Source organism: Arthrobacter sp. Leaf141, assembly GCF_001424565.1.
In the GTDB taxonomy this organism is placed as follows: Bacteria; Actinomycetota; Actinomycetes; order Actinomycetales; family Micrococcaceae; genus Arthrobacter.
In genome coordinates this window covers 177,459-192,743 of sequence record NZ_LMOL01000016.1, presented here as the reverse complement: position 1 = coordinate 192,743, position 15,285 = coordinate 177,459, and the positions used below count along the sequence as shown (strand labels likewise).

Annotated in this window: 13 protein-coding genes; all 13 read left to right on the top strand. The window is 64.5% G+C overall.

All coding sequences use genetic code 11. The features are described from left to right. Position 1: 1 nt before the first annotated feature. Positions 2-1,498, top strand: coding sequence for a bifunctional phosphatase PAP2/diacylglycerol kinase family protein (locus tag ASF72_RS12660; protein ID WP_056599366.1), 1,497 nt, complete (start codon positions 2-4; stop codon positions 1,496-1,498). Between the two features lie 167 nt (positions 1,499-1,665). After that, positions 1,666-2,613, top strand: a complete 948-nt coding sequence (locus ASF72_RS12655) for an ABC transporter ATP-binding protein (RefSeq protein ID WP_050683773.1) — start codon at positions 1,666-1,668, stop codon at positions 2,611-2,613. Between the two features lie 5 nt (positions 2,614-2,618). Beyond that, positions 2,619-3,518 carry an ABC transporter permease gene (locus ASF72_RS12650; RefSeq protein ID WP_050683774.1) on the top strand — a complete coding sequence of 300 codons (900 nt, stop codon included), beginning with the start codon at positions 2,619-2,621 and terminating at the stop codon, positions 3,516-3,518. A 13-nt stretch (positions 3,519-3,531) separates the two neighbouring features. Then, complete coding sequence (locus tag ASF72_RS12645; protein WP_050683775.1) at positions 3,532-4,866, top strand: sensor histidine kinase; 1,335 nt, start codon at positions 3,532-3,534, stop codon at positions 4,864-4,866. Then, positions 4,863-5,555: a response regulator gene (locus tag ASF72_RS12640; protein ID WP_050683776.1), complete on the top strand. Its 693-nt coding sequence runs from the start codon at positions 4,863-4,865 to the stop codon at positions 5,553-5,555. The genes ASF72_RS12645 and ASF72_RS12640 overlap by 4 nt, the downstream gene beginning before the upstream one ends. Positions 5,556-5,583: 28 nt before the next feature. Further along, entirely contained in the window at positions 5,584-6,888 is a 1,305-nt protein-coding gene (locus tag ASF72_RS12635) for a M18 family aminopeptidase (RefSeq protein ID WP_056599362.1), read from the top strand. A gap of 243 nt (positions 6,889-7,131) precedes the next feature. After that, positions 7,132-8,466, top strand: coding sequence for a glycosyltransferase (locus ASF72_RS12630; protein ID WP_056599360.1), 1,335 nt, complete (start codon positions 7,132-7,134; stop codon positions 8,464-8,466). A 213-nt stretch (positions 8,467-8,679) separates the two neighbouring features. Next, positions 8,680-10,527 carry a glycosyltransferase gene (locus ASF72_RS21040; protein ID WP_235504722.1) on the top strand — a complete coding sequence of 616 codons (1,848 nt, stop codon included), beginning with the start codon at positions 8,680-8,682 and terminating at the stop codon, positions 10,525-10,527. 65 nt (positions 10,528-10,592) lie between these two features. Next, positions 10,593-11,672 (top strand): glycosyltransferase family 4 protein, encoded by a 1,080-nt coding sequence (locus ASF72_RS12620; protein WP_162242807.1) that lies wholly within the window; start codon positions 10,593-10,595, stop codon positions 11,670-11,672. 45 nt (positions 11,673-11,717) lie between these two features. Continuing rightward, on the top strand, positions 11,718-12,644 hold the full coding sequence (locus ASF72_RS20065; protein ID WP_162242806.1) for a glycosyltransferase family 2 protein: 927 nt from the start codon (positions 11,718-11,720) through the stop codon (positions 12,642-12,644). A 160-nt stretch (positions 12,645-12,804) separates the two neighbouring features. After that, positions 12,805-13,716 carry a glycosyltransferase gene (locus tag ASF72_RS20060; protein ID WP_082178119.1) on the top strand — a complete coding sequence of 304 codons (912 nt, stop codon included), beginning with the start codon at positions 12,805-12,807 and terminating at the stop codon, positions 13,714-13,716. Between the two features lie 73 nt (positions 13,717-13,789). Next, positions 13,790-14,548 carry a hypothetical protein gene (locus ASF72_RS12610; protein WP_157370976.1) on the top strand — a complete coding sequence of 253 codons (759 nt, stop codon included), beginning with the start codon at positions 13,790-13,792 and terminating at the stop codon, positions 14,546-14,548. Positions 14,549-14,557: 9 nt separating this feature from the next. Further along, positions 14,558-15,253, top strand: a complete 696-nt coding sequence (locus ASF72_RS12605) for a hypothetical protein (protein WP_157370975.1) — start codon at positions 14,558-14,560, stop codon at positions 15,251-15,253. Positions 15,254-15,285 lie beyond the last annotated feature (32 nt).

Here is a 15,285-nt window from a genome sequence, read left to right as displayed (position 1 = left end):
AATGCAGAGCAAAGCGCGGGCCGGGCACCGGTGGATCAGCCGGCTGGATAGATACCTTGTCCGGCATGTTTCGGACCTGCCCGGCGGAAACCATGACGCGTTCTTCCGTAGGCTCTCCGCTGCCGCCAACAACGGCAAGCTCTGGATGGGCGCCGCAGCCGTGATGGCAGCCTTCCCAGGCCGCCCGCGGCGTGCCGCCCTCCATGGACTCATCGCCCAGGGCGTGGCATCGGGCGTCACCAATATCGTCTTCAAAACCCTTTTGCCGCGGAGCCGGCCATTACCGGAACACCTGCCGGTGTTCCGGTTCGTCCACCCCCAGCCCACCAGTTCGTCAATGCCCTCCGGGCACTCCGCCTCAGCGGTGGCGTTCGCGGTCGGCGCAGGACTGGTCAAACCGGGGCTTGGTGCCGCGCTGGCTCCAGCAGCGATTGGCGTCGCCTACTCACGGGTGCACACCGGCGCGCACTGGCCGTCGGACGTGGTGTTTGGCTCCGCGATCGGCGCTGCCGCAGCCATGGCAACCCGGCGGTGGTGGCCGGTGCGCCCGCCCATCCCCGCCCTCACCAGGACGGCGGCCCCGGCCCCCAGGCTCCCCGCCGGCGAAGGCCTCAGCATCGTGGTCAACACGTTGGGCGGATCGTTTACTGCGGAAACAGCTGGCGCGCTCCACGAAGTATTCCCTAAGGCGCATATAGTGACCGTTGAAAGCGGGCAGGACCTGGCGGAGCAAATCGCTGCTGCGGCCGACAATCCCGGAACCCTGGCTCTCGGGGTGTGGGGCGGAGACGGAACCGTCGGCACTGCGGCCGCAGCCGCCGTGGAACGGGGCCTCCCGCTCCTGGCCCTGCCCGGCGGAACCCTGAACCATTTTGCCCGCGACGCCGGCATCGGCAGCCTCCGGGATGCGCTGGCAGCGGCAACGGAAGGCCACGCGGCCCTGGCAGACGTGGGATTGGTTACGGCCGAGCGCGGCCTCGCGACAGACCCGGAGGTGATCCGGCTGACCATGCTCAACACCTCGAGTGTGGGCCTCTATCCCAACCTTGTGCGGCGGCGCGAGCAACTGCAGCCGGCATTGGGAAAGCCGCTGGCCGGCGTGGTTGCCATGTTCCGGACCTTCGCGGCCGGGACCCCCACCACCCTGACGGTTGACGGCATCCGGCACAAGGTGTGGATTGCCTATGTGGGCAGGGGCAGGTTCTACCCCCGCGACCACGCGCCCCTGGTCCGGCCGGTGCTCGATGACGGCGTGCTGGACCTCCGACTTATCACCGCAGATGAGTCCTTCGCCCGGCTCCGGCTCCTGTGGTCGGTGCTGACCGGAACCGTTGCAGGCTCCCGGATCACGCACCTGCAGGAGGCCACGGAGGTGCACATCGATGCCGGGGGTGCACCCATGGCCCTGGCGGTGGACGGTGAGGCGCTGGCGGGCGTGCGCGCAGTGGCCTACAGCGTCCGGCCACGCGCCCTGACGTACTATTCGCCGCAGCCGTAATCCCCCATGCTGCCGGCTCCGGCGGCATCCTCATCCAAGCGGAGTACCCTGATTCGGCCCTGAATCATCCCTGAGACCGGCGCGAAAGCGGGCGGGCGTCGGTAGCGTAGGAACCACACCACCGTCTTCACACGAATCCGGCAGCCCCGCTGCCGGCCGGAGGAACCATGATAGAGGCACACGACCTGACCAAGACCTATGGCAGCAAGACTGCCGTGGGTGGGGTCAGTTTCACCGTCAGGGCCGGGCAGGTCACCGGATTCCTGGGACCGAACGGCGCAGGCAAATCCACCACGATGCGCATGATCATGGGGCTGGACCGACCCACGTCCGGCTCCGTCACCGTGAACGGCCTGCCGTATGCGCAGCACAAGGCGCCCCTGCACGAGGTCGGTGCGCTGCTGGACGCCAAGGCCGTCCACACCAGCCGCAGCGCCTACAACCACCTCCTGGCCATGGCCGCAACGCACGGTATTGCCAAGTCCAGGGTCCGCGAAGTCATCGAGATGACCGGACTGGACGCCGTAGCCCGCAAAAAGGCCGGCGGATTCTCCCTCGGCATGGGGCAACGCCTGGGCATTGCCGCCGCCCTGCTGGGCGACCCCCAGACCCTCATCCTGGACGAGCCGGTCAACGGGCTGGACCCGGAGGGTGTGTTGTGGGTCCGCAACCTGGTCCGCTACCTCGCCTCCCAGGGCAAAACCGTGTTCCTCTCCTCCCACCTGATGAGCGAGATGGCACAGACCGCCGACCACCTGGTGGTCATTGGCCGAGGCCGCATCATCGCAGACGCACCCGTCAAGGACATCATCGCCGGGACCCGGCAGACCCGGACCCTGGTGCGGACCGGCGAGTCGCACCAGCTCTCCGCGCTCCTCGCGGGCAACGGCGTCACCGTTGACCAAAGCGAGCCGGAGACACTTACCGTCACCGGTCTTGAGCCGCGCCGCATCGCCAAGCTGGCGCTCGATAACGGCGTCCTCATCTACGAGCTCACCCCACAGGTTTCGTCCCTGGAAGACGCCTACTTCGACCTCACCAAGGACGAAGTGGAATACCACTCGCATCTGACCGGGGGGCCCGCAGCGGCCGTTCCGGCCACGGCAGGAAAGTAGCCACGATGAGCACCACCACACAAACTTCCCCGGCCCCCACGCGCTCGGCGGCCGCCGCCCGGCACGGCCTGACCTTCGGCGGCGTGCTCCGCTCCGAATGGATCAAGCTGTGGAGCCTGATGTCCACCCGCATCCTGATCCTGCTGACCCTGGTGGCCACCATCGGCGTCGGTGTCCTGACCGCCTGGGTCCGTTACAACATCCTTGATTCCATGGTGGCCGGCGCCCGGGAACAGGGGATTGAGCCGTCGTCGGACATGCTGGAGCAGTCAATGCCGCCGGGATCAGGGCTGGACCTCTACAACCTGCCCAACGCCGGCCTGCAGGTCGGCATCCTGATCTTCGGGGCCCTTGCCGTCCTGTTCATGGCCTCTGAATACGCCACCGGAATGATCCGCTCCACCATGAGCGCCGTACCGCGCCGCACTCCGGCGTTCCTGGCCAAGGCAATCATCCTTGCCGTGGTTTCCTATGTCATCACCACGGTGGCCGGCGCGGTCACCTTCCTGCTGTCCCTGCCGATGTTCCAGGGCCTGGGCGTGGATCTGTCCTGGTCCACTGACGGTGTGATCTACAGCGTCTTCACCGGGGGCCTCTACGTGGCGGGTGTCGCTTTGATCGGACTGTCACTCGGTACCCTGCTGCGCAACTCCGCCGGCGGCATCACCGTTCTGGTGGGGATTTTCTTTGTTATCCCCATTGCCTCAGGCTTCGCTTCGCTGGTCCCGGGGGACTTCTGGAAATACGTTCCCCAATACATCCCCAGTGAAGCCGGCGGCCGCTTCCTGGCCATCGGCGAGATCGACGCCTACATCGATCCCTGGCAGGGCGGCCTGATCTTCCTCGGCTATGTGCTGCTGTTCCTGGTCCCGGCACTGCTGGTCCTCAAGAAGCGCGACGTCTGACCGGCACCGCACCGTGAACACCGCAGGACCCGCAAAGGACGCGCCGGCCAGCCAGGCTGACGCGTCCTTTGCCGAGCTTACCGCCAGGCGGCGGGGACGCATCCGCGGCTTCCTGTACCGCCGGCCCAAAGCCATGGATGCTGTGGTTTCCGCCAGCTACACCCTGGTGGTGGCCCCCACCGTGGTGGATGCCGTCCGGTCCGGCAACTGGCTCGCGGCGGCCCTGCTGGTCGGGGTGAGCGGGGCCATGCTCCTGCGCCGCCGCTACCCTGTGGCGCTGGTGGCGCTGGTGGCGGTGGTGGAGGTTGCCGTCACGATGCTGCATCCGTGGGGCTCCAACGTTTCAGCGGGGCTCTGGTTCTCGCTGTACGCCGTTGCTGTGGTTCACAGCCGGAGGTTCGCACTCATCACGATGGCCGTTGCCACAGCGCCGCTGGCCCTGCTTTACCTCCTGGCCGCCGTTGGACCCATCGAGGAACGCCTGGTACCGGCGGCTGCTGCAGCGTCCGGTGACTTCCAGCTGATCACCAGCATTGCCACCGGCGCCACCATTGCACTGTCCAACGTCATTGCCACCGGCATCGGCATCGGCGTCCGGCAGCGGCGCGAACACGAACAGGAAGTGGCTGCCTGGGCCGCGCGGGCCGCGCAGCTGGCCTCCGTCAACGAACGGAACCGGATCGCACGCGAGATGCACGACGTTGTTGCCCACTCCCTGACGGTGATGGTCAGCCTGTCGGACGGGGCCGCCGTTGTGGTCCGGAAGGATCCTGCCCGCGCCGGCGACGTGCTGGGGGAGTTGTCCAGGACCGGACGAACAGCACTGGCGGATATGCGCCGGGTGCTTGGTGTCCTCCGGGACGACGCCGGCAAGGCAGCGCCCCGGCAGCCGCTGGCATCCGGCGACAGCCTTGCCAAACTGCTGGACGGCTTCCGGACGGCAGGCCTGCCGCTGCACTTTTCCCACACGGGCCCCGCACTGCCCGCAGATGCCGCCTTCCAGCTCACCGTGTACAGGATTGTGCAGGAATCCCTCACCAACGTGTTGCGGTACGGCAGGTCGCTGGGGCGGGTGGAGGTCAACATCGTCCGGTCCGGTGGCACGGTTACCATTGACGTGCTCGACGACGGCGCCGTCGCCCAGCCCGCCAACGAACCTGGGCTGTCCGCCGGTTCGTTCGGTTCGGGGCAGGGCCTGGCGGGCATGGCGGAGCGGGCACGGATCTATGCGGGCACCGTTGAAGCCGGCCGCAGCAGCCGCGGCTGGCGGGTGCACGCCGTGTTGTCCTGGCCCGGAGAGCATCCCGAACTGACGAGCCGTCCCTCTGAACTGCAAGGCAAAGCATGACTGACAACGCCCTTATCTCCGTTCTGCTGGTGGATGACCAGCCGCTGCTGAGGATGGGGTTCCGCCTCATCCTCGAGGGCGAGGACGACCTGCATATTGTGGGCGAAGCCTCCGACGGCGCCGAAGCGATCCGCCGGGTTCAGGAGTTGAACCCGGATGTGGTGCTCATGGACGTGCGGATGCCCGTCCTTGACGGCATCGAGGCCACCCGCGCCATCACGGCTGCAGGCTCCTGCGCCCGGATCATCATCCTGACCACGTTCGATGTGGACGAGTACGCCTTCGCCGGGCTGCAGGCCGGAGCGTCGGCGTTCCTCCTCAAGGACGCCGCGCCGGAAGAACTCATCCACGCCGTGCGGGTGGTGGCCAGCGGGGACGCGGTGGTGGCGCCCCGGGTCACGCAGCGGCTGCTGGAGACGTATGTGCGTGGCGCTGCCCGGCCGGCGCCGGCGGCAGCGGCTCCCGATCCGCTCCTGGCCGACCTCACGCCGCGGGAGACCGAGATGCTCGAGGCCATGGCGGAAGGCCTCTCCAACGCCGAGATCGCCCACCGCTACTACCTTTCGGAGGCCACGGTGAAGACCCACGTGCGCCGGATCCTCACAAAACTCCACCTCCGGGACCGGGTGCAGGCAGTGGTTTATGCCTATGAGACCGGACTGGTGGTCCCGAGCAACCCCGACTACTGAGGGTAACGGCACCCCCTAGACTCGGTAGATGGCTATCTTTTCCTCCGCTACAGAGCACATCCAGGACCTTGGCGCCTACGTCAGCGCCTCGCCGTCGAGCTTCCACGCCGTGCACGAGGCGGGCCGGCGGCTTGAAGCTGCGGGTTTCGCCCGGCTGGATGAGCTTGAGCCGTGGGATGGGGGTGCCGGCTCCTTTTTCATCATCCGGGACGGGGCACTGATTGCCTGGGTGGTCCCCGGGAACGCCGGACCCACCACCGGGTTCAACATCCTGGGGGCGCACACGGATTCGCCGTCCTTCAAGCTCAAGCCCAAACCCACAACGGGCGCGCACGGCTGGCTGCAGGCGGGCGTGGAAGTTTACGGCGGGCCGCTGCTGAACTCCTGGCTTGACCGGGAACTGCAGCTCGCCGGCCGGCTGGTGATGCTGGACGGCACCGAACACCTCACCGCCACCGGCCCCATGCTCCGGTTCCCGCAACTGGCCATCCACCTGGACCGGGCCGTCAATGACGGGCTCACCCTGGACAAGCAGCGCCACATGAACCCGGTCTGGGGCCTGGGCGCCCCCGGCGACGTTGACCTCCTCGGCGTCCTCGCCGCCCGCGCCGGCGGTGGTTCGGTGGACCCTGCTGCCATTGGCGGGTACGACGTCGTTATTGCAGACACGCAGGCGCCCGCGGTTTTCGGCGTCAACAGTGAATTCTTTGCCTCCGGCCGGCTGGACAACCTGTCCGCCACGCACGCGGGTCTGGCGGCGCTGATGGCACACGCCGCGGCCGCTGCCGTCCCCGGCGCTCCGATCGCCGTCCTGGCCGCCTTCGATCATGAGGAAATCGGGTCCAACTCCCGTTCGGGCGCCTGTGGACCCATCCTCGAGGACGTGCTGGTGCGCATCTCCGACGGCCTCGGGGCCACCGTCAGCCAGCGCCGGCAGGCACTGGCGGCATCGTTCTGCGTCTCGGCCGACGCCGGGCATGCAGTCCACCCCAACTACGCCGAACGGCACGACCCCGCCAACCACCCTGTCCTCAACGGCGGCCCGCTCCTGAAAATCAACGCCAACCAGCGGTACGCCACTGACGCTGCGGGGGCCGCCTTCTGGGCCCGGCTCTGCGCCGAATCCAGCGTTCCCTACCAGGAATTTGTGTCCAATAACGTGATGCCCTGCGGGTCCACGATCGGTCCGCTGACTGCCACCCGGCTGGGAATCCGCACGGTGGACGTGGGGGTGCCGCTTCTCTCCATGCACTCGGCGCGCGAACTGTGCGGCGTCGAGGACCCCCACCGGCTGGCTGCTGTTGCGGAGCGTTTCTTCGGCACTGCAGCCTAGGGGACGGACGGCCACTTCAGGCGCTCCACAAAGATGGTGCGGATACCCACACGCACCGTGATTCCGGCTAGGAACGCCGGATCACGGTGCCTACGGTTAAAAAGTACGGATGCCCTGAGGGCATGCGGTTCCCGGTTCCGGGCCGCATGACGGTGGATACGCCACCCGCGGGACGCCGGTAACAACTACCTGAACGCGACAGACAGGCACCGGCGAGCCGGTGCTGATGGCAGGACAAGGGCAGTGCAGACCCCGATTCCCGCCGCTGCGTGGTTGTACCGCGACAATGGAGCCGAAAATGAAGTCTGCACCCGGAAAATTTTCCCGGTTTATTCCACCACGTCCCGGGCTGGCAAGGCGATGACCGGGACCCTGGGCGACCTGATCCCGCCCGACAAGCGTGTTCTGTGGGTCTCCTCGTGTGGCGGGCACCTGGCCGAACTCAAAAAGATGGCAGACCTCTATCCCGAGCTTGACTCAAGGTCCATGTGGGTCACCTTCAATACTCCCCAGGCCCGGTCCATGCTGTCAGGCCGCAATGTGCAGTTCATCCCGTCAATAGGCACCCGGGATGCATGGGGGACGTTGCACACGATCCTGGCCGCATACAGGATTCTTCGCAGTGGTTCGTACCACTACGTAGTGAGCACCGGGGCGGCCGTGGCAGTTTCCTTCCTGCCGCTCGCTGCCTGGATGGGAGTCCAGGCCCTGTACGTGGAGAGCCTCGCGAGAACTCATGCCCCGTCCGCCACCGGGCGGCTCCTGCGACTTTTTCCGGGCGTCCAGACCTATACCCAGTATGAACGATGGGCGAATGACAGGTGGAAATACTCTGGATCTGTGCTGGACAACTGGGACACCCGGTTACGCGGGCGGCGCACCGCCGTCAGGAACGTGTTTGTCAGTTTGGGGACCATCCAGCCCTACCGGTTCGACCGGGCGGTCGATGCGGTCAGGGCGGTGTTGCCCGACGATTGCTCCGTAACGTGGCAGCTTGGGGCGACCTCGCGCGACGACGTGCCTGGAACAACGCACAGCGAGTTGCCTTGGGAACAGATGGGGCAGCTCATCCGGGACTCTGACGCGTTTGTCTGCCACGCCGGGGTCGGATCGGTTCTGCAGGCGCTGGATAACGGCGCCGTTCCTTTGCTGGCGGTGCGTTCCGCTCGACAAGGGGAGCACGTGGATGATCACCAGGAACACTTTGCCCGGGAAATCCTGCGCCGCGGCTTAGGCAGGATTCTGCCGTTGTCCGGTGATGCGGGCGGCGCCCTGCAACAGATAGCCCAGTGGGAGCCCCTCCGGCAGGAAGAACTGGAAGCTGCCCGGGAACTTCCGCCCTTGCCGGTCCTGGAGAGCCAGCTTCGAAGTTTCCGCTACCGGGGCAAGGGGCAGGCAAAGAGAACCGCTGTTCCGGCAGCTCCGCACCGTGTGCGATTGGCGGATCCGGCAGCTGCCGTGGCGTCCACTGCCGGTACGGTAAGCGAACGGCAACTGCGTGCCGCAGGGGAGGCCGACTCCCCCGTGCCGCACCACAAAGCTCAGGCGGACTCCCACAATGTCGGCCTGCATGGCTAGTGAACGCGGGTAGCCGAGCCTACGGTTGGGAACTACAGATGCCAGCCGGAACGCTGCCCCGGGTTCGGGGCCGCGGTTCCATCCCCGGCCGGCCATCAGTAACAGAATATCCAAACACCACAACCACGTGCCGGGCAGCCGGCACCTTCGGCCAGGCAGTGCAGACGCCAGGTAAGGCCGGAAGGTGATTGTGCCGCGCGCTTGGAGCAAAACATGAAGTCTGCACACGGTGAACCGCCCAGCCGGAATACGAAGCCGGATCGGCCCGCGCTGACCGGACTCAACGGGTTGCCCGGTTTCACACCGGCGACGGACTACGCGGACGTTGCTGTCATCGTGGTGACGTACAACAACGAATCCGACGTGCCACAGCTGCTGGCAAGCCTTCGCTGCGAGACTGAGGACCAGTCCATCAAGGTCATCGTCGCGGACAACTCACCGGCGCCTGCCACATTGGACGTGCTCTCCCTTCAAAGTGACGTGCTTTCGTTTTCAACGGGCGGCAATCTGGGCTACGCCGGAGGCATCAACCGGGCCATGGAGTTGGTTGGCGAAGCCGGCAGCATTCTCGTTTTGAATCCGGATCTCTGGGTGGAACGGGGTTCGATCAAGACCCTGCGGCAACGCCTGACTGACTCGGGGGCCGGCGTTGTGGTCCCCGCACTCCTTGACGCAGCCGGTGAGCTGCACCGTTCCCTGCGGAGGGAGCCGGGCCTGCTTCGCTCCCTGGGTGATGCCTTGCTGGGAAGCAGGTTCCAGGGCCGGCCCGGGTGGCTGTCAGAGACTGTTTACGACGACGGCAGTTACACTCATCCGCATCCCGTGGACTGGGCGACCGGGGCGGCTTTGCTGATAAGGCCCGACGTGGCGGCTTTGGTCGGACGCTGGGACGAGCAATTTTTCCTCTATTCGGAGGAAACGGATTTTTTCCGTCGCGTTCGGCTCGGTCGTGCGGGGGTCTGGTTCGAACCGGCCGCCCGAATGCGCCACAGGGAGGGAGGCTCCGGAAGTTCCCCAGCACTCACGGCCTTGCTGGCAGTCAACCGGGTCCGGTACGCACGGAAGTACGGGCACGGAATGTATTCGACCTCCGTTCACGTCATAGTGGGCTTTGCGGAGCTTGCCAGGGCCTGGCAACCTGCGCACAGGCGGGCCTTGCACGCTGTTCTGCGTTCACGGACATGGGCCATGCTTCCCCACGCCGTTCAGTACCCTGATCCCGGACTGCCGGAAAATTTCCCCTGCGGCGCCGTTATCATTCCCGCCCATAATGAAGTGGCAGTCATCAGGCGGACGTTGGCATGCCTTGCCAGGCCCCTCGGGACCGGGAAGGTCCAGGTCATTGTGGCCTGCAACGGCTGCGTCGATGGCACCGAAGCTGCAGCATCATCCGTTCCGGGTGTGGAAGTCATCCGCGTGCAGGAACCGTCGAAGGTGGCGGCCCTCAACGCCGGCGACCGGGCGGCGACGCTGTGGCCACGGATCTACCTGGACGCTGACATAGAAATCTCCGAGGAAGCCCTCCGGCTTACGTTTGAGGAGCTTTCCTCCGAGGACGCACCGTTCGCGGCCAGGCCGGCATTCCGATACGACTTCAGGGAAGCGAGCCACGCTGTGCGGTCCTACTATCGCGCGAGGAGCCGGATCCCCGGCACGTCGGCGGCGCTTTGGGGGGCGGGCGTTTACGGCCTCAGCGAACGCGGACACGACGTCCTCGGCGAGTTTCCTGCGGTCACAGGCGACGACTATTACATCGACCGGCTATATCGGGCGGACGAGAAACGCGTCCTCGACTGCGATCCGGTACTCGTTCGGACGCCGCGGTCCACAAAGGCCCTCGTGGGGACCCTCCGGCGGGTCTACCGGGGGAACAGCGAGCAGGCCGGAGCCGGTCCGTCCGGTGCGCGGGACACGATGAAGGGACTGCTCCGCTCCATCCGTGGGCCGATATCGGCCGCGGACGCACTGGTCTACACCTGTTTTGCGCTGGCCGGACGAGGGGAACCACGGTCTTCGCGGGCCGTGCGATGGCATCGCGATGAAAGCAGTAGGGCTTCCTGATGCCGCGGGACGGGACGCGCGGGCCGCGCAAAGACGAAGCCGGGCAGGCTCCCAGGGTCCTGCTGGTGAAAAGCCGGGGACGATCCCGCACGGACAACGCGGAGCGGGCAATCCGGCAGCGGGCTGGCGAGGAGCCCCGCAGTCTGCTTCTGGAAGAGGTCCTCGGCTGCGACGTTCTGGACGAGTTCGAGGTGACCGGTATGGCGGGCTGGCGTGGGCGCGTCTACAAGTTCCTCCCATATTTTGTGGCCCAGGCGATGGAGGCAGCTCTTCGGAGCAGGTCTTATGACGTGGTGGTGACGTGGTCCGAGCGGCATACGGTGGCCGTTGCAGCCCTCTTTGCCTGCTTCCGGGTGCGGACCCCGCACCTTGCACTGATGTTCTGGATGTCGAAACCTTCCGTCCGTATCCCGCTCAGGATCTTTCGCTCCGGCGTCGACCGCATCATCACCTGGAGTTCCCTCCAGCGCTCCCTCGCCATCGAAAACTCCGGTTTCAGTCCGGAGGATATCGTCCTGGTCCACCACCCCGTTGACCAGGAGTTCTATCATCCGGGCAGCGATGAGCAAACCATCATCTTTTCGGCAGGGTCCACTGAGCGCGATTTCCAGACGCTCGTTGAGGCTGCCCGGGGACTCAAAATTCCGGTTCGAATTGCAGCATCCCTGGTGGTTACCCACGACGGACTCCGGACGGCCACGAAGGACGTCCGTGGTCAGTTGGGAGATTTGGCGGATCTGGAGGTTGGACCCCTGACACCGGCCGAGCTCCGGGCATCCTATGCGGCGGCGAAAGTGGTGGTTGTTCCCTTGCTCCCCTCCGACATCGATGCAGGGGTGAACGTAATCCTCGAAGGGATGGCCGCTGGGCGCCCGGTCATCGCGTCCAGGACACGAGGCCAAATTGATGTGATCCGGGACGGAGAGAACGGACTTCTGGTTCCGCCCGGCGATGTTGCCGCCCTCAGGGCCGGCATCGAGTACGTCCTCAACGACCCGGCAGCGGCGGCCGTCCTAGGGCGCAGGGCAAGGGCTTACGTCGAAGCAAACCATAGGCTCGAGGACTTCGTAGAGCAGATCCGGGAAAATACTGAGACCCTGGCGGCTACAAAGCCCCGACGGATTCTGACGATTCCCGGCAGGTGAGAAGAATCCCGGCAAACATCCGACGATATTGGATTGGAGGACTACGTGAACAGCATAAGTTTATGTATTTCGACATATAATCGTGTTGATGACCTGACCCGGTTGATTTCAAGCGCACTCATGCAGGTGCCGAAAGTTCCCATTATTGTTTATGATGATGCATCCTTGGATGCGACCGCGGAAATTGTTCGAACGCAGTTTCCGACAGTCAGGGTCATTGCCGGAAAAAATAATGTTGGACTTATTGCCGCCCGGAATATCTGCATCCGGGAGGCGTCCACTCCATTTGTTATTATTCTGGACGATGATGCCTTTTTTACTTCCCCGAAAACGGTTCAACAAACTCTCGATGACTTCAGCTCCGAACGGATCGGGGCTGTTGCCGTCCCATTCACCGAGAATGGCGTGCTTATGCAGGGTGAAACAGCCGGACCCTCGATTGGACTGGCCAGGTCCTTCATCGGCGCCGCGCATGCTGTCCGCCGGGATGCGGTCCTCGCCTGCGGCGGCCTGCGTGAATCCTACGGCTTCTACTGCGAGGAATCAGACCTGGCCATTCGGTTCCTGGCGGCTGGACTGGTTGTCAGGCACGGCTCCGCCGATCCGGTCACACACTGCCCCAACGCGGACCGTAAACCGCTGCTGCGGCGTCAACTCAGGTGGCGGAGCGAATTCCGGTTCAAGTACTGTCATACGCCGGCATTGCTTCTACTACCTGTGCTGGGCAGCCATTTGGCTCTGCTCGTGTTCCGGTGCAGCCAGTTTGGCGGCCTGGCTGCAACGCTCAAGCTCGGGTACAGCACCTGGCGGGATGTCATCAAGTCGCGGCACGAACGAAAGGGCGTGGGTTTCCGGACCTATTTCCTGTGGCGGCGGCTGTCCGAGAGCCCCCGGCTTACCCTGGGCGACATTGACGACGTGCCCGCAGTGCGCCGGGCCCTCGAAGGCAGTGACTCCTTCGCTGTTCAATGAACGGCAGGGGCACCCTGGGACAGGGCAGCACGCGACAAAGTTGCTGTGGCTACCCACATTTCCAGCCCGCGGATCTGGTGGGTCCAATCCCTGAACGATAGCTTAACAAATCAGGGAGTTACCCATTTGTGCCACAGCGGAACTCGAATTGCGGTGAAGTATGGACCTGGTTGGATCTCCGGACGTCGATCACGTTCTTCTCACGCGTTTTAATCTGCCGTCAAAAGGCTACGAGGGCATTGTTCGAGCCAGGAGTGGATGGCTCCTGGAGCGTGCTGATCTCTTTGAAAAGTATTGCCTGCCCTCGGTGAGTGGACAAAGCCGAAAACCCTCCGCGTGGATCATCTATCTTGATCCCGCGAGTCCAGTGTGGCTGATCGACCGCATGAAGCAGTTAAACGCCGACACGGTGTTTTCGCCGATATTCCGGAGCGAAGTCTCGCGAAGTGAGTTGCTGTCCGATATTGCCGGCGTCTTGGGATCACCGAAAGAACTGCTTCTAACCACAAACCTGGACAACGATGACGGATTGGCATGCGATTTTGTAGAGCGGCTTCAGGCGGTGGGCCCGGTTGATCGTGCAACGGCGATCTATCTCACCCGGGGATTGATCAGCGCAAGCAAAGGAATCTACCTGCACGAAGACCGGGACAATGCATTCTGCTCAGTGCTGGCGCCTTGGCCTGACGCCAGGACCTGTTGGGAGGATTGGCATAATCACCTCAAATATTCCATGCCCGTGGTCCGCCTTCGGGGTGACCCTGCCTGGCTGCAGGTGATCCATGGGACCAATGTCAGCAACCGGGTGCACGGACGACGCATCTCACCCACAGGGTTTCTGGACCGATTTCCGGTCCTGGGTCAGGATGCAAAAATTCCCACCCCAATCCAGCTTTTGGCGGACCGCGCGATTTCCGCACCGGGACGGAAAATCCGTGAATCCTTGCGCCGGTTGGCCAAGACAGTAATCCAGGGCACCTCCGGCCGGTCGCGGCTCGATGGCCTCAGGGTCTGGCGGGCAACCCTTACGGACGGTGTTCGTTCACGGGTCCTGCTCCGGAGAAATTCCTAGCCGGCTGGAGCCAGGTGATCAATCGCTGCGTTTCAAATGGAAATCTAATCGAAAGCGGTATTGGATAATGTGGTTGCGCGACATGATCTCGAGCCTGTTGCGGCGATGGTACGTCATTGCTGCACTGTTGCTGTTGACTGTTGGGCTTTGCTTGGTGGTCAAGCAGTCGTTTCCTTCAACATACCGGGCCCACGCGAGCCTGGTCCTGATGCCGCCAACTTCCACGGTGGGCCCTGAGGGGAACCCATTCCTGTTTTTGACAGGGATGGGGCAGATACTCGACATCCTCGCAGTTGAAGTATCCACAGCGGATACTGCCCCGCCGTTTGGCCAGTTATACCCTGGCATGTCCTTCGTAACCGAACCAGACCGGGGCAGCAGCGGCTCCATCATCCGTGTCACAGTGGAGGGGGATGACCCGAGCCAGGTCATTCCCGCCCTGGAAGACGTTGTTGCTCTGGTTCCAAAGACGCTGACAGCCATGCAGGATGAGCAGCGGGTACCAACCCCGTCGCGTGTTGGTTTGATGACGTTGGTGATGGATGAGACTCCGACGGAAGACGCCAAATCGAAGTCGCTGTCAGTGGCCACCGCAGCGGCGGGCGGGTTTGCACTGAGCATCCTGCTGACGGGTTTTATTGATGGCCGGATGCTGGCCCGCGATGAGCGACGCGGTGCGCCAGTCAAGGACGGCTCAGCTTCCGATCTGCGAACCTTGCGACGCGCACGAAATCACAAACATGTGGACGCTGCCGTACCTGGACCGGGCACGCGCACGCCACCGGCCATCCCCCCGGTCGAGGACCGTTTGACGGTCGACGCCAAAGGTTAGGACCAACGGGTGAGGACAAATGAGATCCCGCGGGTTTCGGCCTCAATTGGCGGGGTCCTGGGCCTGGTCTCTTTGCGGAAATGGGCGGTCGTTGTCTTGGGCCTGTCCCTGACGGCGATGTCGGCGTTTCTGCTCGCCGGAGTTGGGCGAACCTACGGAACAACAGTGGAGCTGCTTTTTGTCGAACCCGGCAGGGGTTCTGTCGTCAGTGGTTCGGATGCGGCGCTTCCGTCCCTCGTTGACTTCGCCGGAATTGTCCAGCAAAGGATTTCGGAGGAGGGCAGCGCCGTTGAGCTGCCCTCGTCCACCGCAACGCTCTACGGCAGCGGTGTCCGCAATGGATACTCCATCACCCTCCCGAATACCGGAACACAATGGGCTGTCAGCTTCTCCCGCCCGGTGCTGGCCGTCCAGGTGGTCGGACCCAGCCCCCAGCAGGTCCGCCAGACCCTGGACCAGGTGATGACCTCGGTTGAACTGGAAGCACAGGGTCTGCAGGGGGGCAAGGGGGTACCACCGGGAGGCTACATCCAGGTCACACCATCGCCGGCGGCCCCGGTAGTTGTCGACCTTGGAAGCACCAAGCTGGGCCGCACCAAGGCAGCCCTGGTTATCGGACTGCTGGGACTGACCCTCACCGCATTTTCCGCCAGCCGGATCGACCGCTGGCTCACGGCTTACAAACCGCGCTGGAGACACCCATGAGCGGTCAACAGCACGGCCGGCGGCGCACCCCG

What these genes read in the sequence shown, in the direction of transcription:
- ASF72_RS12640 (WP_050683776.1), top strand. Translation starts at nt 4,863, where the DNA reads ATGACTGACAACGCCCTTATCTCCGTTCTGCTGGTGGATGACCAGCCG.
- ASF72_RS12635 (WP_056599362.1), top strand. Translation starts at nt 5,584, where the DNA reads ATGGCTATCTTTTCCTCCGCTACAGAGCACATCCAGGACCTTGGCGCC.
- ASF72_RS20060 (WP_082178119.1), top strand. Translation starts at nt 12,805, where the DNA reads ATGGACCTGGTTGGATCTCCGGACGTCGATCACGTTCTTCTCACGCGT.
- ASF72_RS12660 (WP_056599366.1), top strand. Translation starts at nt 2, where the DNA reads ATGCAGAGCAAAGCGCGGGCCGGGCACCGGTGGATCAGCCGGCTGGAT.
- ASF72_RS12650 (WP_050683774.1), top strand. Translation starts at nt 2,619, where the DNA reads ATGAGCACCACCACACAAACTTCCCCGGCCCCCACGCGCTCGGCGGCC.
- ASF72_RS21040 (WP_235504722.1), top strand. Translation starts at nt 8,680, where the DNA reads ATGAAGTCTGCACACGGTGAACCGCCCAGCCGGAATACGAAGCCGGAT.
- ASF72_RS12655 (WP_050683773.1), top strand. Translation starts at nt 1,666, where the DNA reads ATGATAGAGGCACACGACCTGACCAAGACCTATGGCAGCAAGACTGCC.